Genomic DNA, 18,070 nt, shown 5'->3' with positions numbered 1-18,070 from the left:
TAATTGAGCCATTTTGTTCATCTCCTCAGTTAGGTATTTGTGTGGTACTTATATTTTAACCGAGGACGAGCATTTTGGCTCATTTTTATTTGAAGTTTCTTTTTACACCATTATACGGACTTTATCTTATTGGAGGAGCTTAATCATGAATAATGAAGTAAATCAACTTATAACTGTAGAAGAGCTTTGTGAAGTTTTAATGGTAGGTAAAAATACTGCCTACAAATTACTATCAACTGGAGAGTTAAAAGCCTTTAGAATAAACCGTGTTTGGAAAATACCTCGTCAAGCAGTTACTGATTATATCCTTAGCAAAGCAAATTACCCTGTAACCTAAATTGGTTACAGGGTAATTTATTAAATATCTTGCTACAAAGATTAGCAAAAATAATTTACACCTAGCAAAAAAATAAAACAACACCTATGTCAAAAACCTTAATCAATATTTCTTTTTAATCAACTCAAAAAATCATTTGTGTTCAAAATGTGTTCAAATTCGCTTTTTTTATATTTTTAGACATCAAAAAAGCTTCTAGCAAAAATGCTAGAAGCCTTGATTTTACTGGCGGAGAGGGTGGGATTCGAACCCACGGTCCCTTTGACAGGACACTTGATTTCGAGTCAAGCACCTTCGACCACTCGGACACCTCTCCAGTTCTTATTAAGATACTCAATAATGTTATCACAACTAATTAAGCGCTGTCAAATCAGCCTTCTTCTTTTTCCGCCGTTCTTTGAAAAAACTTTTCATCATATTACTACATTCTTCCGCTTTAACACCAGCAGTAACAGTTACTTGATGATTTAAAGCTTGGTTTTGCACAATATTAAAGATTGATTCAACTCCACCAGCTTTATAATCAGGACTACCATATACCAAGCGTTCTAACCTACTCATCACTATTGCTCCGGCACACATTGGACAAGGTTCTATCGTTACATATAAAGTCGCACCGGTTAACCGCCATTTTTTAAGTTTGTCACAAGCTTTTTTTATTACTACCATCTCCGCATGCGCCGTAGCATCATGTTCTAATTCACGCAAATTATGGCCTTTCGCTATTATCTCATTACCGACAACCAAAACGGCACCAATCGGAATTTCACCCAATTCATAAGCTTTTTTTGCCTCACCCAATGCAATATCCATATATTCTTCATCTGTCATTTTATCACCAACATTAAACATAATAAGAGCCCTCCATACCGGACAGCTCTTATTATACTAATTACAAAAATTTTAGCAATAATTATTTTATATCAAGATCATAAGCTTCTTCTTTCAGTTGCTCTTGTAATTTTTTCGAAAAATTTGTTTTTTTCTTTTTCTCTTTATCATCTTTATCTTCTTTTTTGTAGGGACTTTCTTGATTAGCCCGACTAATTCTATTTATCCTAGCTATCCCACCTACTTTTTCAATCATAACTAACACCGCCTATAATATCATTTTCACATATTATATCGATTTTTTGGTAAAAAAAGTTAAAGTTATTTCAATTTAAACTTGCTCGCCACTTCGTGCAAGCCCTTCGCCTCAGCACTTAACACTTCAGCTTCTTTAGCGGCTTCAGCTGAATTTATCGCATTTTCCGCATTATTCTTAGTTTGTTCCAATATTCCACCAATTGTAGCAGTTAGTTCCTCTACTGCTCCAGCTTGTTCGGTTGTACCCTTTGACAAAGAGTTACTAACTTGTGAAATTTTTTTAGTCCCAATAGCCAATCTGGCAGTAGCCTCATTAATATTAGCAATAATATTTTTTGTATTTTCAGTCATTTTATCAACAGCATTTGACAACTGTCCAAATTCATCTTTACGTTTAGTTTTAATCAACACTGTTAAATCGCCCTGTGCAATTTTTTCGGTAACGGCAATAATATTCTTAATAATCACAACAATTTTATTACTGATAAGCACAGCAATAATAAACCCAAAAATTATTGCTAAGAAAAAACATATTATTAATAATTTTTCTAAACCTTCGGCACTTTCTTTTGATACTCCCACAAAAAACATCCCCACAGTATTCCCCTGAACATCTTTTAGCGGAAGATACATTGCCTTATGATTAACTCCCAAAACATTAGCGTTACCAATATAGCTCTTATGCCTTGTTAACACTTCATTTATCACATTTTCGGCCGCCTTAGTGCCAACCGCCCTTTTACCATCTCTTTCAACAGTTGTTGCTATTCTAGTATCCTGTGCAAAAATAGTTATTTGATCTTTCGTCAAGTCTTTAAGCCAATCTACAATTTCATTATTATCATTAATTTTAATAGTCCCTTTATACAACACACCATTTTGCAACCGCCAATTCCCAGGGTATTTCAAGTTCAATAATTCAAAACTACTTTTATTGTCACTTTCAATTTTCTCCGTAATTGCAGTTTCAAAACTACTTCTAACATTAGTTATTGTAATAATTGCAATGATAAGACAGATAAATGAGATAATAGCAGTAAATAAGATTATTGTTTTCTTACGCAAACTCATACTAAGAACTCCTCAACTATGCTCCTACCTTTATCTATTATTTTACCATTTTATGGTAGTTTATACAATGAATATATTTTATCTAAAAACTAACAACGATAAATATGATCATCACTGAAAATCTTTATCTTTTCGCTAAAAGTGTTATAATTATCTTATAAGGAATCTTGTATAATAGGAGGTCGATATTATGTCCAACATTAAAAATATTAGCAATAACTTGCTTAGTTATAAATTATCTTCCAATACTAGTGCTAGCAATAAAGAAAATTCAGCCTCTAAGAATGATAATAATTATACTAAAACTAGTCTTGCCTATGAACTTTCCGACAGCTTAGTTGCACTAATAAACGGCACTAACAATCCTTCTAATAATTCCATTAATAATCTTTATTCATCTCTCACTACTTTCAATGCTACTAAGTTATCCAGTGACAATTTTGTACAATTACAAAAGTTAAATGAAAGTTCTAAAATGGCTAATCTTAGTACACAGCAAGCAACATTATTATCTTCGGTCGATAATGCTAACGGTCTTAGTACCAATGCCTTTCAATCAATACTAAGCACTTCAAATGACGGTTCAAAGCTTAATATTATGATAGCTAACGATAGTTCCGGAACAGTGTTAAAAGATGCCGTTTCCCAAATTAAAGGCTCTAGCGTTGATTTATTAGCCTAACTTGTATAATCTGAAACCCTCAGCTTATTATCGCTGAGGGTTTTTCTTTGAAAAACAAGCTATAGTATTTTAAAAGCAAAACCCTTCCAAGGTTATAACTTGGAAGGGTTATTTTTTACTGGTGCGCCTGGGCGGACTCGAACCACCGGCACATGGTTTAGGAAACCACCGCTCTATCCACCTGAGCTACAGACGCAATCTTTAAAACAAAAACAACTTTATGATATCTTATTTATTAAAAAAAATCAACTTACCCCTTACCTATCAAATCATTCTCAAACACTATTTAAACATTAGGTACTATTGTAAAACAGCCCTTATCTGCTCATCATCAATCCTAGAAAATAGTCCTTTCAGCAGATAATTTTTAATTTTATATTATTATTAATTGAAAATAATTTTCCTTTAAAAACTAAATGTAGATGAAATATAGCTTCGCAGGCTGTAAAAGCACAAGATATTGTGATTTAAGCACCTAAGCAGACCACATATATAGTATTTTCTGATTTTAGACATAAGTGATAATTTTATAGTTTTGTACTTTTTTTAATGCTAAAGTATAATAATTTATGTAAATAACAAACAGGGGTGATATCATGATAAAAATAATTGCTGATCCTGCTATTTCTCAGGAAGAAGTTGAGGCTATCATAGCCGAAGAAAAGGTTCTTTATTCTAACATTGGTAAAAAGTTGGCAGAAGTAAATTTAACTTTAGAAAACGATGAAATCATTATTAAATCTTATGCAGCTTCACCAATCAAACGTATCCGTCGTATTACCGGTTATTTAAGTGAAGAACATAATTTCAATGATGCCAAGCAAGATGAATTACGCGATCGCATAACGCACGTTAATTAAATAGCAAGGTTCTGTTATACAGAACCTTGCTATTTTTTTGTGTTATTTTACTATCATAACCGGACATTTAGCATTTTCTAAAACAGCTTGGCTGACACTACCTAAAATCATCGCATTAACAGCACTTAATCCGCGCGACCCAATGATAATAATATCGCTTTTATTATCGGTCGCAAAATCCAAAATCACTTTTGCCGGAACACCGACTTCACAGAAGCGTCTGGTTTTAACATAAGGCGGAACTTTCGCTAATTCATTATCGAGTGCTTTATTGCCGGCCGCTTTAATATTTTCCAACACTTCTGGCGGCAAATTCATATTATTAGTGATTTGCACACCTCCGGTCATACTGGTTATATTGGCCACATAAATAAAGTCAACAACACCACCACTAATTTTAGCTAATGCCACCGCCTTATCAACAGCTCGACTAGAAACCTCAGAGCCATCAACGGGAACTAATATGTTTTTAAATTCATGCATATTAACACCTCATTTTTTTATATATTATTGTATAAAATTCAACATTTACTTGTAATTACCTTTTATTTTTCATAATTAAGTTTATATAAACTATCTTAAAACTTATTGATACTACGTTGTCTGTTAGTAAAAATAATGCTACTATCATAACCAAAAGTTTTAGCATAGTCAATAGCTTCATCAATATAGCGCCCACAATCTTCGGGCTTATGAGCATCAGATGATGTTATAATTGGTAAATCATATTTTTTCGCTACCTGCAAAAAGTCAGGGTATGGGGAAATTTCTTCAATCGGATAACGATACAAGGTTCCAGTATTTATATCTATCACCATATTAGCTTCTTTCAAAACAGTCGCCACTTGTTCTAAAATCGGCTTAACATCAAACTCCGGAATATTTTTAAACAATCTGATATTAAAAGGATGCCCCAAAACATCATATAGACCGGATTGTGCTAAATTGGTAATTTCCTCGGCATACCATTTATAAATATCTTGTAGCGAAAAATCATTCCACACTTGCTTAATGTCAGCAAAATCATAGCCCCAACCATTTAAAAAATGAACCGAGCCAATAATATAGTCAAACTCATAGTCTTTAATTATAGCTTTAACTTTTTCTTGATTTTTAAAATTGCAGATTTCAATGCCAATCTTTACTGGATAACCTTTCTCTTTTAACATCTGCATAAATTTAAAATAATCTTTCAAACTATATTTAAACTTGTTTTTTTCTAACCACTTTGCCTGATAACTTCCCACAACACTATCATCTAAAATCAATTCTTCATAATATAAGTCTTTAAACTCAATAAAACCATGGCTGTGTTCAGAAATGCCGATTTCACTAACACCATTTTTTTTCGCACTTTCAAAAAAACCTTGTACCCACTCTAAGTCATAACTGCCATATTCAAAATGCATATGATAATCAATTTTCATATTATAATAATCCTCCACTATCTTGTCATATTTTAAAACATACCACTGTAGATAATATTTTGCTCTGCGGTATTAATGTTAAATTCAAACTTAAGTTTAGCATCAATTTTTCGTTCAACTCTGATTTGTTCTGCCATTTCTGTCGCAACTTTTTTAAAATCAGCTTTAGCAATAAAACTTTTGCTACTCACCATAACTTCTATATCTTTATTATACACCGAAAACTCCACACTATTAACGCCAATATTTTGATATTTTTGCACTAATTCATAGCCAATAACTTCTAATGTTTTTATCGCTTCAACCTTTTTGTCTATTGGTTCCGGCTCACTGCCTTGATTATAACCAAAAAACATTGCACCACTAAAAATCACAACAAAAATCATCATTAAAGATAGTTTTTTCAACATATAAAATCCTTGCTTTTTTAACTTAATTATATCTTATTTTGCATTATCTTCAAGTATAGTAAAGCTCCGGCTATTAGCATACACTAATTAGCCGGAGCTTTATATTGATATTTTAAATTACCATTTACCTTTGCCGATATGATTTTCCATTTCAGCTTTAGCTATTTGTTTAAGGATATAGCATTCATTAATAGTTTTATTAAAACCACTTACACATGGTGGATCTAAATTAATTTCAACACCTTTTTTCGCTAATTCAATCGCTTCATTCATTAAAGAAATAATTTTCATATGGATGTCATTAGTTTCTTCTGATTGATATACTTTATCAATAATTTCTTGGCTAAGCTCAACATATTTATCATGTGGCTGGCCACATTTAGGACAGACATCCGGTGCTTGTTCTCCTTCCCAAATGAAACTGCAAACTGTACACTTAAATAATTTTTTCATAAAATACAACTCCTTTATGTTTTGAACTAATTAATAATTATAATCTATTAGTTATTATTCGTCAGTTTTTTCTTATTTCCTGCTTTATTTTAAACAAATTTATTTTTCATTATCTGATACCAAAAAACAGAAAATATTGACCTTTACATAATATTTTCTGTCTTTAAAAAATCCTGTGGATGGCACTGTCTCATCAACCATGTTATTTAGTTTTAAATTAGTATTTTATTTTGCAGATAATATTGGTAAAACCAATTTTATCTGGATTAAAGCCATCACGCGCTCTGGAAAAGTACTGACCATATAGCCCTAATCCGGAAATTTTATTCAGCTCAAAAATAGCCCATTTATTAGGCTCAATATTTAATTGATAACCATAAATTACTTCTTGCCCATCTGTATTAGTGCCACAACAGTGTGGCTCTACCGTACACTTAATACCGTTATAGTCAAACACAATTATCGACTTATTATTAATAGCCTGACAAATCAAATTATTCATAAATACACTCCCTTTTAGTTATTACTTAAGGTCAATGAAACAATAATTTGACACTGTGCTTTCTGTATCTCTCGCAGCAACATCATTTATTGACTATTTCGACAGAAACTTTTTTTATCCTTGTTTTAAATTGTTAATTTTTCGTTATTTTCCCAACAATACTATTAGGACTGTTTTAACAAGGCAAAAAATTTAGTATCTTCTTTCGTTAGATGCTCCACTACAACTTCATCAATAATGAAAGATAAAAAAGCCGCTGGTTGCAATTCTTTTTTCTCATAACATTCCTTTAGATAAATTGCTTTGTTAGTGAGATATTCATGTTTTTTAATGTGCGCTATTAAACCATCATATTCAATTTCCATCAAAATACGCTCTTCAGTGGCAAAATGGTTAACCGCGTACTCTAAAAATAGCTTAATCATATCCATACACTCATTATGAGAAGCTCCAGCATAAATTTTTGTAATCAAATCATTAGCAATTTGTAAAATTTTATCATGTTGCTCATCAATTTCATCATTTCCGCAATTCCATTCCTGACGCCACTGTACTTGTAGTGAAACTAACGGGATATCAATTTTATCGCTATCCACCACCCTATTTCTTCCGGTATTTTTAGCTTGATATAGAGCATTATCAGCTCGTTTATACCAACTACGTAAAGACTCTGCTTTCATCCGCTCTGCCACGCCGAAACTTCCTGTAACTTGTCCTACTTTAAAATGTTTATTATCCTCTAAAGCTTTTCTGACTTTTTCTGCCACAAAAACCGCTTGTGCTTTATTAGTATTAGGTAAAATTATCGCAAATTCTTCACCCCCGACTCTATTTAAAAAATCGGTTTTTCTAATTAAATCTCCGGCAATTTGAGTAGTTCTCTTTAAAACTTCATCGCCAAATTGATGTCCAAAATTATCATTAACCAATTTAAAGCGATCCAAATCAAAAATTATTAAAGAAATATGCTCATTAGCTCTATCTGCTATTTCCATCTCTTCAACTACTCTTTTTTCAAAAAACTTTCTGTTGTAAATACCAGTTAACTCATCTTTTATGGCGGACTTAAGCAGTTTTTCATTTTCTTCTTTAAGCTGTTCATTTAACATTAATAGCTCTTTGTTTGCTTGTTCGATTTTCCGTTTCATTACTTTTTCGGCCGTAACATCGCGGCCTGACAAATAGATATAACCTTTATTGAGCATACACCACCATTCAACTTCAATATAGGTATTATTATTTTTTCTTAATTTATTACAAAAAGTAACCATCGGATTGACGTCATTAACTTTCGTCAAACTATTTAAAGTCTCTGCAATATCCTCAATATGGATGAATTTTAAAAAGCCATTATAGAGTATTACCTCCAGATTATTTCCCGCAATCTGCTCAAAAGTTTTATTAACTTTTACAATTTTAAACTTTTCATCAGTAATTACCAAAAACTCTGGATTATAATTGAAAATCTCAGTAAAACTCTTCTCCACAATTTTCTCTTCAGAAACATTCGAAAACCTTGTAACACAGCTGTTTTTGCCCATATAAAAAACTGTTACTAAAATCATTTTTTTCAGTTCTTTATAATAAATCTCTTTACTTTCCGTATTTTTACTGATACTTACATTACTATAAAGTTTTGCTAATTGATTGCTAAACTCTGCCGAAAATAACAACTGATCAGTTATTCTACGACCAATAAAATGATCTTTATTCTTTTGAAAAATCTTAAGTAGAGCCTCATTAACTGAAATAATCTGGTAATCATAAGGCAGATTATTTTCATCTAATAAAATACGCTGAAAACAATATCCATCTTCACTTTTAGCAGTAAATAGCCTAAATTGATTTTTTATAATCTCCACAACTTCACGACCTTTTATCTAGCATTTTATATATTACGGTTACCTTAATAATTAAAATATTATCACAAGTTATTTATTATTTTTTTTTGAGAAAATTCCTGCAATATTTAGTTAATTATTAATATAATTTATCAAGTTAAGATAGTACTATTGCTCTACTTAATTAAACTTGACTATTATCTGGTCGCAAAATATAATTATTTATGTGATAATGATTTTCATTTTCATGTAAATAATTATATTTTTTAAAGGATTTGATAACTTGACTGATTTTGATTATATAAAGTTCCATGATTTTCACGAAATTGTCGACGCTTTATCAACGGCTTTGGATGCAAAAAGCTCTTATACCTGTGGCCATTCGGATAGAGTCGCCACAATTTCAATGTTATTAGCCCAAGATTTAGGGCTTAGCGTCAAAGACCAACAGATTATTCACGTTGCCGCCCATCTTCATGACATTGGTAAAATTGGCGTACCTGACAATATTTTAAACAAGCCCGGCAAATTAACAGCTGAAGAATTTGCTATTATCAAACAACATCCTGTAGTAGGCTTTGAAATTGTTAATAAAATTTCACATTTTTCCTCTATTGCAGAAATAGTACGACATCATCATGAAAAATTTGATGGTACAGGCTATCCCGACCAATTGAAAAGCCACGAAATTTCCATCGGTGCGAAAATTGTAGCGTTAGCTGATTCTTTTGATGCAATGATTAGTAAGCGCAGCTACAAGCAAGCACTAAGTATTAACGAGGCCTTGAGCGAAGCCAATCGTTGTGTTAATACACAGTTCGATCCATTAGTGGTATATAGTTTAATTAAAATCATTGAAAATGGGTCGCTAAAATTGAATTGTGCATAAAAATAGTAGTTTAAACAAATTGTTTAAACTACTATTTTTATCGTAAGATATTGCCCTCTTGATCAATAAAACCCCATTTATCATCTATTACAACCGGGGCCAACCCTTCTTGGAAATCATAAACTGTATCAAACCGCAACTTGATAATTTCTTCACCATATTTATTTAAATAACCCCATTTTTTATTTTTACAAACCGCAATCAAGCCTTCATGACAATTTCTAATATTATCATAACTATAATCTGTCAACATTTGACCATTTTCATTAATAACGCCCCATTTATTATTTTTTTTGACGCAACAAAGCCCCTCTCGAAAACTGTATGCACTATCGAAATTTTTTTCAAAAACTACAGTACCACTGGCATCAATAAAGGTACTTTTTTTGTTAATGCTTACTGTCGCAAACCCCTCCGAAAAGTTACCGATATAATCATATTGCGGTTTAACCAGCTCAACTCCATTACAGTCTAATAAACCATAGGCTTCGTTATTTCTGATTATCGCCGTATTATTAGCATCGAAATTTCTGACCTCAGAATATTTAGGCAGCACTAATTCTTCGCCCAAGGCATTGATAAAACCCCAACGATTTTCGACCTTAACTGCAGCTTTTCCATAATAAAACGGCTCCGCTCCCAGATACTTAAAGGCTATTATTATTGCACCATTACTGTTAATATAGCCGTATTTGTCTTCTTTTTTAACAGCCGCTAGCCCTTCTGAGAATTTCAGTTTGAAATTATAGTTTGTTTGATAGGCTGGAAAAATAATCATATGACCTTGTGAATTGATAAAACCCCATAATTTATCGCGCCGTACCGCTGCCAAACCTTCAAAAAAAACATTGGCATCGTGATAATGACAAGGAATAATTGTTTTTCCCTGTTCATTAATGAACCCATAACCCTCTGCACTTTTTACTAAAATCAAACCATCTGCAAATAAACTTGTTTCGGATCCTTGAACAATATCTTGATACTGTGGTTTTATAATTTCCTTACCACTTTTATTAATAACGCCATAATATTGTCCCACCTTGATTTTAGCGTAATTATCTTTAAATGGTTCTACGGCCTCATATATTGGTCTCACAATAAAGTTATGGCGCTCATCAATAAAGCCCCATTTGTTATCTTTGCAAACCGCCGCCAAGCCCTCACTAAAATTATAAACATAGTCAAAACTACATTGTAATAAGTCAATGCTAATTACATTATTTTCAACATCAAACTCTGCTGATGTTACGCTTTGATCAATACTCCAGCTGCTAATTTCTCCATTATTATCAACAAACCCAAACTTGCCGTCAAGTTCGACCATCCCATAATTTTCTGCAAAATTAAAAACATAGTCAAAGTGCTGCTTTGTAATTTCTATTCCCTGCATATTAAGATAGCCTTCACCTTGTGGCTTGGCAAATTTTGCGATTCCCTGCTGAAAACTACCAATATTTAAATATTGTGGCTGACAAATCATTTCGCCATTTATTGTCATTAGCCCCCATAAATTATTTTGTAAAAAGGCAACCAGTCCATCTTTGTAATTTTTCAATTCATCATACTTAAAATCTACTATCACGGCGCCAGATTGATTAATAATTCCATATTTATTATTGCAAGCAACAATCATCAGCTTATCCCTAAACTCCCGCTGCTTAATGAACCCTCTATCATAGTCATAGTTAAGGTCAATAACAGTATCACCCTGCAAATTAACATAGCCAAATTTACCATTTTTTGCAACAGCGATTAATTGGTTGCAGACTACACCAATTTCATCATATTTTTCACTATTTAGCAAACTACCGTCAGGATGAATAAGTTGCCAATAATTATCTTTTAACACGCTCGCTAGCCCTTGATTAAAAAAGCTAACCTCATCATATTGACATTTAATAACTTCTTCACCATCAATATTAATAAAGCCCCATTTACCAGCGGAAGAAACGGCCGCTAAGTTCTCAAAAACCTTTTTACAATTATCATATTGCTCATATTTAAGATTATTTTCAACATTGATAAAAAAATGTTTATTGTCTTCATAAACGGAAATCATTTTATGATTAAACGGAATTATAAAATCACTCTTATAACTAAACGGAACAACGACCGCACCGGCTTTATTGATAATCCCCCAAAAATCATTTTTCTTTACCGTAGCCAAACCATAAGCAAAATTATAAGCATAATCATAAACAAAATCAATAACCACTTTGCCCTCTCGGTTTATAAAACCCCAGTACGCCCCCTGTTTAACCGGTGCTAAATCTTCGCTAAAGTATTCTATTTTATCATAAGTTTCACCAAACAAAGGACTCCCATTTTCATCCAAATAAAGCCATTTACCATTTTTCTCAGCAAGAATAAGATTATCAATAAATTTTAAATCATCATATTCTATCGGCGTTACTAGCGTTCCAGTAGTATTATATAACCCCCAATAGCTATTTAATTTAACAGCAAACCCCGTGTTTTTAAAAACTTTGACCTCTTCATACATAATCGGCACTATCACTTTGCCCTTATTATCAATACAGCCCCAGTCTGTTTTAACTTTAACTTTGGTATAACCATCACTAAATAAATATGCTTCTGTAAAGCGTAGTGTTATCTTTTCTTGTCCCACAGCCATCATCCTATCAATCATTGAATCTTTCGATAATAACTCTTAAAGAAAAAACTTCTGCTAAATACTTATTTTTTATTTAGCAGAAGTTTTTTATTAACTATTCATCATCGCCACCAAGAAATCCACCTAGTCCTCCTAATACTCCAGCACCTAGCACACTTTTTCCTAAAATACTGCCTTCTTCTCTACTACCACCTTGTTGCGGAGCCGCTGCCAGCATCCTACCTGCCAAACGAGAAAACGGTAAAGATTGTAACCAAACTTTACCCGGTCCTTGCAATACCGCAAAGAACAAACCTTCACCGCCCAATAAAGCTGACTTAATATTCCCCGCTTGTTGAATATCAAATTGAACACTAGGTTCAAACGCCACAACACAACCAGTATCAACATGTAAAACTTCACCGGGATTTAAAACTCTTTCCACAATAGTACCGCCCGCATGCATAAAGGCCATACCATCACCCTCTAGTTTTTGCATGATGAATCCTTCACCACCGAATAGGCCTGTAAGAATTTTCTTTTGTAAATAGATTCCTACCGAAACACCTTTAGCCGCACATAAAAAGCTATCTTTTTGACAAATAATTGTTCCGCCCATTTCCGCTAAATTGACCGGAATAATATTGCCGGGATATGGCGCTCCAAACGCAGCTTTTGCTTTATTATAACCTTTATGCGTAAAGACAGTCATAAATAAACTTTCACCGGTTAGCAAGCGCTTACCTGCCCCCATTAACTTGTCCATAAAGCCACCTTGTTGACTTTTTGCTGAACCATCACCAAAGATTGTATCCATTTCAATGCTACTATCTTTATACATCATAGCCCCTGCTTCAGCAACTACACTTTCACCGGGATCAAGTTCAATTTCTACAAACTGCATTTCCGCCCCAAAAACTTTATAATCAACTTCATCAGAGTTTTTGGAATTAGTAGGTCTATTAGCTACGCGCGGTGGTGGTCCGCCTACTGCAGATTTAACTTGTAACTCCGCAACATCTTCTATTGGAACCCATTCTAAATATCCCTCACGCCACACAAAACCGTTAGGATTAGTTTTAACATGTTCTTTAGCCTGATCCAAATTCATTGGCCCAAGTTGTTTACCATTTAGCTCCAAATACCAACCCACAAAAATACCCCCTTTTATTTACTTATCAATAATTATATTCCAGTTATGATTAGCAGGCAATAAATTTTATTTTTGTGCCTTCATAATAAATAATGAATACTCAATATTTCTATTGCCAATACTTCTTTCATCATTATAAAAGGTCTCAGATATAACATTATTAAACCCTACTTGCTCTAGCAACTGACTTAACTCCTTTTGTTCAAAACCATTATATCCTAAAAAATTACTTTCTTGCGAATGAAAACTACCATCTTCCTTATCCAAATCAACAATACAGAGTTGACCACCGTCTTGTAATAAATCATAAAAATTTTGCAAGGTTTCCTCTAAGGAAGTAACATGGTGTAGTGACATTGAACTATAAATAATATCATATTCACTCTTTAAATCATGATCATCATTAATATTTAGCTGTGTTACCGTTATCTTATCCAAATTATGTTCGGCAACCTTATCCTCCAATTGCTTAATCATCCCGGAAGAAGTGTCGATACAAGTTATTTTATCAAGCTTATCATATAAATTTAAACTAATTAACCCCGTACCACAGCCAAACTCCAGTCCACTAAAATTTTCCTGTAAATTAACATAATCTATTATTTTCTCAGCTATCACTTTCGACCTTTGAATACGTCTATTATCATCCCAGTCTTTTGCTTTCTTATCAAAACTCAACCTCACCACTCCTAACAGTTAATCATACTTAGACAACTTCTATAATATAACAAAAACTCCTGTTTCCAGGAGTTTTTGTTATATTAGCCTATGATTTGTTCTATCTTGTTTGTTATCATTAATAGTTCTTCCGGCGCTACACCACCATCTAATGTTTCCAATAAACCATAATAAAAATCATTACTCTCTTCAGTAAGATCTTGCAATAATCTGGCAAAATTTTGCCGTAAAATTTCTTGATATAAGGTCTCAACTCTAGCTTGTTCATGCTTTAAATAATCATCAGCTAATCCACTCAAGCTATTAGCTAGCTCTGTTCTCATGATTTTACTTTCGTTTTTTTCAAAGAAATCTTTAGGATTTTTAAATAAGGTTAGGGTCTTGTTAAACATCTTTAAATCCAGCTCTTGAAACGCACTAACAAAATCCAAGCTTTGTTCAGCCTTAAATTGAAACTGCGCAAAAGCTAAGTTACGATTTACTGCCAAAACAGATTGGGCAATCCGTTCTTGTTGTTGCCATAATATTTTCTCAGCAAAAACCTCCAGCCGAACCGTCAAAGCTCTCAATTCTTGTGCCAAATCAAAGCCTAGTTGCTCAATTAGCTCACTTAACGAACTTTGTAATACTTTTGGCAAATTTCGTCCATCATCTTTTAAAACACTAGGATTAAAGGCATTTTTAAAGAAATCATTAAAGCGCAAAAACACTCTTTGCTTAATATAATAAATTAACTCTTTATTTTCTTGTCCTAAATCAGTCAATATATTATCAACAACTTGTTGTGCAATGATGTTTTTGATAACAACTTGTTCCTGCTTAAAACCTTGACGTTTCTGCTGTTTTGCGACTTCATCTTCATTAATATTAGCTACTAAACCCGTAAGCAAATTGTGAACTCTTACCAGTTCATTATCAGCTGCTCTCACTGCAATATTGGCTAAGTCATTATTAATAAAATTATAAAAGGCCTGTTCAAAGTCCTTCATGCCTGATAACAAGGACAAACTTTCAGTTTTTTCCTGCAATGCCGCCAGACTCGATAATGGATATAAATTCGGATTTCTCACACCGTATTTTATTAAGTTCTCTTTAACATAATCTACTACATTATTTTTTTCTTCTTCATTATCAGCCAAATCAATCGCATTAATAATAAAAAACATCTTATCTAATTGGAAGGAATCCTTAACCCGTCCTAATTGAATTAAAAATTCTTGGTCGGCCTTTGAGAAAGCATGATTATAATACGTTACAAATAAAATGGCATCAGAATTTTTAATATAGTCAAAAGCCACACCGGTATGACGAGCATTAATGGAATCAGCCCCCGGAGTATCAACCAAGGTTACGCCTTGTCGCGTAAGCTCACAGTCATAATATAAATCAATCCACTCTACAAAACAGGATTTTTCTTCTTTGGCAACATAATCTTCAAATGCAGTTAGATCGGTGCTTAATAACGAACCAAGTTTATCGCCAAAAAAGCTGAATCCTTTCGCAAAGGCTTGTAAAAAAGTAAGATTAGTCTTTTCCTTCGCCCCCTGTTGAGCATCATCAAGCTTTATTTGTGGTAAATAAGACAACGCTTCTGCTAAAGTTCGGGCTTTAAAATCAAACAACTTCAACGCAGTATTAACATCCTGCAACATCGCAGGCTCAGCTTTAACTTTGACAAGCACTGTCCCATGGCCATATTCTGCGGTGACTGGCTTAATTTTATTAATGGCCGCTGTCATCGGATTCGGCGAAACCGGTAAAACCTTTTCTCCCATTAAGGCATTCGCAAAAGATGATTTTCCGGCACTAAAGGCACCAAACAAAGCTACCGTAAACCCTTTGTTATCAAAACTCTTCGCTTTTTCTAGTAATTCTTGTGAGACTTTTTTAAACCCCGGTAAAACTTCAATTAACGCTGCGGCCTTTTTTAACTTAACAGCAGTTTCACTAAGGTCACAAGCCTTAACACTACAATCTGTTAAACTTATTATTTCAGGTTCTAATTTATTTTCTGCAATTATTTTTTCTGAAACTATAGTACTATCACTAGCAATAACTTCAAACTCAATTTCCGGTTCTATAAATAACTCATTATCATCAATACCGGTTCTATTACTCTCATTAACTACTGTCAGCAACTGTTCTTGCGCTAAATCATTGGCCTTTTCAGCTTGCTCTAACTTTTTCCAAGCTTTAATATATTTACTGTTACTATCTTGGTCTTGAGAAATTTTATTTTTATATTCCTCAACCTTTTGTTGTAACAATGACAAAATATTCTGCTTAAAATCAGCTAATTTACTGAGCGCAATATTTTTTATATTGTTAGCTACTTCATCACTATAATTTATAACATAAACACCGGATAAAGTTGCCCCATCTTTAACCGCCTGTTCTAATAAACTTACTTCCACCTCGATATTAAAACCTTGAGCTTGCCCTAATATAAAAGTATCTTCCAATTTATAATGTCTAACCAGCTTCACTAATAACTGCCCCAAATGCCATTCTAACTGGCTTTTGGTTTTATCAACAATTTCCTGATGAAAATTAATTAAGCGTCGTTGCTTTTCCGCTAAAGTTTTTTGCTTCGTAAATAAAAAGCCTACTTTAAAATTAGGCTGACACGCTTCTAAATAACTTTCCGCTAAGGCTCTGGTTTGAAACGGCATTAAGTATGCGTTTTTCATTATCTTTGCTACTTCACCATCAAACTCTTTATCGGCATTAAAAAACATCTGCTCCAGCTCTGTTTGATAAGCCTGTTTTTGTTTAACATCCTCAATTAACTCATTTTGTTCTTCCACACTAAGTTCCGCCAACAACTCATAATAAGGTTGTAGCTTTACATTATCTTGCTTTTTCATCTTGAGAAAATGCTCTTTGATAATTTTATACAAGGAACTCTCCAATGATTCTAGCAACAGCTCATCTTTATTTTGTAGGCGCTCCTCCAAAAACTCTTGTAACTGCAAAAATTCATTATGCTGATGATGTTCATCTTTCAACGAAGTATAAAAAATCCCCGCCGGTTTTACCCCCCAAGTTGCAAACGATTTTCTCACGCTATTTTTGAATTCACAAAAATCAATTTCTTCTTCTTTATGTTTATCAATCTGATTAATCACCAGATAAACTTCCTTGCCAACTTCCGTTAGTTCTTTGGTAAACATAAAATTAAGTTCGGATTGCACATGATTATAATCCATCACATAAAAAATCAAATCAGCTAAGTGAATGGCTGATTCTGTCGCAACTCTATGGGCATCATCCGCCGAATCAATACCAGGTGTGTCCAAAATCATAATTTTGTCCGGCAAATTAGAATTTTTATGACTGATTTCAATTTCTTGAATTTGGTCACCATCTTTACAATACTGTTTTACCAAGTCATACTCATATGGTGCTAAATAAAGGCGTGGCTTTTCATTTTTAAAAAACACCTTTGCATATTCTTCTCCTGCCTTTACTTTAACCAAATTAGCACTGGTCGGAATCGGACTGGACGGCAATAATTTTTCGCCAATCAAACTATTTATCATCCGCGATTTACCCGCTGAAAAATGTCCACAAAAAGCGATGGCAAATTCACCGCTACTGACTTTAGCACTTAATTGTTGTACTTTTTCTGCATTTTCTTGATCTTGTTGTTCCAAAAAATATTCATAAGCCGTTAAAAGCTTACTTTTTATTTTACGAATTGTCAGTTGACGATTCGATGTTTCTTTCATAAATCAAACTCCTTGTAACAAACTTTGCAATACGTTTTATTTTATAATAAGCACCAACTACTAAGCAATGCTGTTTTTGAAAATTTATTGGCAATAAGTAAAAAAGACTTTCCCACCATCAGCATACTCTAATATTAATTGATGGTGGGGAAGTCTTAGAAATCATCTAATAGTTTTAAAAAACTTTTTATAAATCTATCAAGTCCATTAGTTGTGGTTTATATTCTGTTGGTAGTTCTTCTTCTTCTAAAAACTTAAAATCATCATCGTTTAATAACGGAATGAAAATTTCGTAAGGAATACAGGAAAATTCACAAGCATAGTTGCTGGCAC

Annotated in this window: 18 protein-coding genes and 2 tRNA genes; 4 read left to right on the top strand and 16 right to left on the bottom strand. The window is 33.1% G+C overall.

Annotated features, from left to right (window positions below; genetic code table 11):
• The first annotated feature begins 145 nt into the window (after positions 1–145).
• Entirely contained in the window at positions 146–337 is a 192-nt protein-coding gene (locus tag KBI38_06090) for a helix-turn-helix domain-containing protein (protein MBP8629626.1), read from the top strand.
• 226 nt (positions 338–563) lie between these two features.
• Here KBI38_06090 and KBI38_06085 read toward each other — a convergent pair.
• The 4 genes from KBI38_06085 to KBI38_06070 form a co-directional block, all read right to left on the bottom strand.
• Positions 564–653, bottom strand: a tRNA-Ser gene (locus KBI38_06085).
• 35 nt (positions 654–688) lie between these two features.
• Positions 689–1,168, bottom strand: a complete 480-nt coding sequence (tadA, locus tag KBI38_06080; GenBank protein ID MBP8629625.1) for a tRNA adenosine(34) deaminase TadA — start codon at positions 1,166–1,168, stop codon at positions 689–691.
• Positions 1,169–1,250: 82 nt separating this feature from the next.
• Positions 1,251–1,424 carry a hypothetical protein gene (locus tag KBI38_06075; protein MBP8629624.1) on the bottom strand — a complete coding sequence of 58 codons (174 nt, stop codon included), beginning with the start codon at positions 1,422–1,424 and terminating at the stop codon, positions 1,251–1,253.
• A 65-nt stretch (positions 1,425–1,489) separates the two neighbouring features.
• On the bottom strand, positions 1,490–2,497 hold the full coding sequence (locus tag KBI38_06070; GenBank protein MBP8629623.1) for a methyl-accepting chemotaxis protein: 1,008 nt from the start codon (positions 2,495–2,497) through the stop codon (positions 1,490–1,492).
• A gap of 190 nt (positions 2,498–2,687) precedes the next feature.
• Between KBI38_06070 and KBI38_06065 the strand changes: the two genes are divergently transcribed.
• Positions 2,688–3,179 carry a hypothetical protein gene (locus KBI38_06065; GenBank protein ID MBP8629622.1) on the top strand — a complete coding sequence of 164 codons (492 nt, stop codon included), beginning with the start codon at positions 2,688–2,690 and terminating at the stop codon, positions 3,177–3,179.
• Positions 3,180–3,298: 119 nt separating this feature from the next.
• Here KBI38_06065 and KBI38_06060 read toward each other — a convergent pair.
• Positions 3,299–3,375, bottom strand: a tRNA-Arg gene (locus KBI38_06060).
• Positions 3,376–3,775: 400 nt separating this feature from the next.
• Between KBI38_06060 and KBI38_06055 the strand changes: the two genes are divergently transcribed.
• Complete coding sequence (locus KBI38_06055; protein MBP8629621.1) at positions 3,776–4,039, top strand: hypothetical protein; 264 nt, start codon at positions 3,776–3,778, stop codon at positions 4,037–4,039.
• Between the two features lie 42 nt (positions 4,040–4,081).
• On the opposite strand, the gene KBI38_06050 is transcribed toward KBI38_06055, so the two are convergent.
• From KBI38_06050 to KBI38_06025, 6 genes are all read right to left on the bottom strand, one after another.
• Positions 4,082–4,522 (bottom strand): universal stress protein, encoded by a 441-nt coding sequence (locus KBI38_06050; GenBank protein MBP8629620.1) that lies wholly within the window; start codon positions 4,520–4,522, stop codon positions 4,082–4,084.
• A 95-nt stretch (positions 4,523–4,617) separates the two neighbouring features.
• On the bottom strand, positions 4,618–5,466 hold the full coding sequence (locus KBI38_06045; GenBank protein ID MBP8629619.1) for a histidinol-phosphatase: 849 nt from the start codon (positions 5,464–5,466) through the stop codon (positions 4,618–4,620).
• Positions 5,467–5,498: 32 nt separating this feature from the next.
• Positions 5,499–5,876, bottom strand: a complete 378-nt coding sequence (locus KBI38_06040; protein ID MBP8629618.1) for a hypothetical protein — start codon at positions 5,874–5,876, stop codon at positions 5,499–5,501.
• Positions 5,877–5,993: 117 nt separating this feature from the next.
• The gene (locus KBI38_06035; GenBank protein ID MBP8629617.1) at positions 5,994–6,329 is read right to left on the bottom strand and encodes a rubredoxin; all 336 of its coding nucleotides are present in this window, start codon (positions 6,327–6,329) and stop codon (positions 5,994–5,996) included.
• A gap of 217 nt (positions 6,330–6,546) precedes the next feature.
• Positions 6,547–6,831, bottom strand: coding sequence for a hypothetical protein (locus KBI38_06030; protein MBP8629616.1), 285 nt, complete (start codon positions 6,829–6,831; stop codon positions 6,547–6,549).
• A gap of 164 nt (positions 6,832–6,995) precedes the next feature.
• On the bottom strand, positions 6,996–8,693 hold the full coding sequence (locus KBI38_06025; protein ID MBP8629615.1) for a diguanylate cyclase: 1,698 nt from the start codon (positions 8,691–8,693) through the stop codon (positions 6,996–6,998).
• Between the two features lie 280 nt (positions 8,694–8,973).
• Here KBI38_06025 and KBI38_06020 point away from each other — a divergent pair, with 280 nt between their 5' ends.
• Positions 8,974–9,561, top strand: coding sequence for an HD-GYP domain-containing protein (locus KBI38_06020; protein MBP8629614.1), 588 nt, complete (start codon positions 8,974–8,976; stop codon positions 9,559–9,561).
• A gap of 37 nt (positions 9,562–9,598) precedes the next feature.
• Here the strand turns inward: KBI38_06020 and KBI38_06015 are convergent, their stop codons facing one another.
• The 5 genes from KBI38_06015 to KBI38_05995 all read right to left on the bottom strand — a co-directional run.
• Positions 9,599–12,190 carry a WG repeat-containing protein gene (locus KBI38_06015; GenBank protein ID MBP8629613.1) on the bottom strand — a complete coding sequence of 864 codons (2,592 nt, stop codon included), beginning with the start codon at positions 12,188–12,190 and terminating at the stop codon, positions 9,599–9,601.
• 100 nt (positions 12,191–12,290) lie between these two features.
• Entirely contained in the window at positions 12,291–13,328 is a 1,038-nt protein-coding gene (locus tag KBI38_06010) for a TIGR00266 family protein (protein MBP8629612.1), read from the bottom strand.
• Between the two features lie 66 nt (positions 13,329–13,394).
• A complete protein-coding gene (locus KBI38_06005; GenBank protein MBP8629611.1) occupies positions 13,395–14,006 on the bottom strand; it encodes a class I SAM-dependent methyltransferase in 612 nt (203 codons plus the stop codon).
• A gap of 83 nt (positions 14,007–14,089) precedes the next feature.
• Positions 14,090–17,737 carry a dynamin family protein gene (locus KBI38_06000; GenBank protein MBP8629610.1) on the bottom strand — a complete coding sequence of 1,216 codons (3,648 nt, stop codon included), beginning with the start codon at positions 17,735–17,737 and terminating at the stop codon, positions 14,090–14,092.
• Between the two features lie 187 nt (positions 17,738–17,924).
• Positions 17,925–18,070, bottom strand: a 146-nt coding sequence (locus KBI38_05995; GenBank protein ID MBP8629609.1) for a radical SAM protein, incomplete at its 5' end; no start/stop codon positions are given.

This window comes from Negativicutes bacterium (assembly GCA_018052945.1).
GTDB lineage: Bacteria > Bacillota > Negativicutes > JAGPMH01 > JAGPMH01 > JAGPMH01.
Note: the sequence above shows the minus strand (reverse complement) of the source record. Positions and strands in the feature narration are given on the sequence as shown.

Excerpts from the sequence above, each read along its gene's own strand:
- KBI38_06055 (MBP8629621.1), top strand. The coding sequence starts at position 3,776 with ATGATAAAAATAATTGCTGATCCTGCTATTTCTCAGGAAGAAGTTGAG.
- KBI38_06000 (MBP8629610.1), bottom strand. The coding sequence starts at position 17,737 with ATGAAAGAAACATCGAATCGTCAACTGACAATTCGTAAAATAAAAAGT.
- KBI38_06045 (MBP8629619.1), bottom strand. The coding sequence starts at position 5,466 with ATGAAAATTGATTATCATATGCATTTTGAATATGGCAGTTATGACTTA.
- KBI38_06040 (MBP8629618.1), bottom strand. The coding sequence starts at position 5,876 with ATGTTGAAAAAACTATCTTTAATGATGATTTTTGTTGTGATTTTTAGT.
- KBI38_06030 (MBP8629616.1), bottom strand. The coding sequence starts at position 6,831 with ATGAATAATTTGATTTGTCAGGCTATTAATAATAAGTCGATAATTGTG.
- tadA (MBP8629625.1), bottom strand. The coding sequence starts at position 1,168 with ATGACAGATGAAGAATATATGGATATTGCATTGGGTGAGGCAAAAAAA.
- KBI38_06035 (MBP8629617.1), bottom strand. The coding sequence starts at position 6,329 with ATGAAAAAATTATTTAAGTGTACAGTTTGCAGTTTCATTTGGGAAGGA.
- KBI38_06050 (MBP8629620.1), bottom strand. The coding sequence starts at position 4,522 with ATGCATGAATTTAAAAACATATTAGTTCCCGTTGATGGCTCTGAGGTT.
- KBI38_06065 (MBP8629622.1), top strand. The coding sequence starts at position 2,688 with ATGTCCAACATTAAAAATATTAGCAATAACTTGCTTAGTTATAAATTA.
- KBI38_06070 (MBP8629623.1), bottom strand. The coding sequence starts at position 2,497 with ATGAGTTTGCGTAAGAAAACAATAATCTTATTTACTGCTATTATCTCA.
- KBI38_06075 (MBP8629624.1), bottom strand. The coding sequence starts at position 1,424 with ATGATTGAAAAAGTAGGTGGGATAGCTAGGATAAATAGAATTAGTCGG.
- KBI38_06090 (MBP8629626.1), top strand. The coding sequence starts at position 146 with ATGAATAATGAAGTAAATCAACTTATAACTGTAGAAGAGCTTTGTGAA.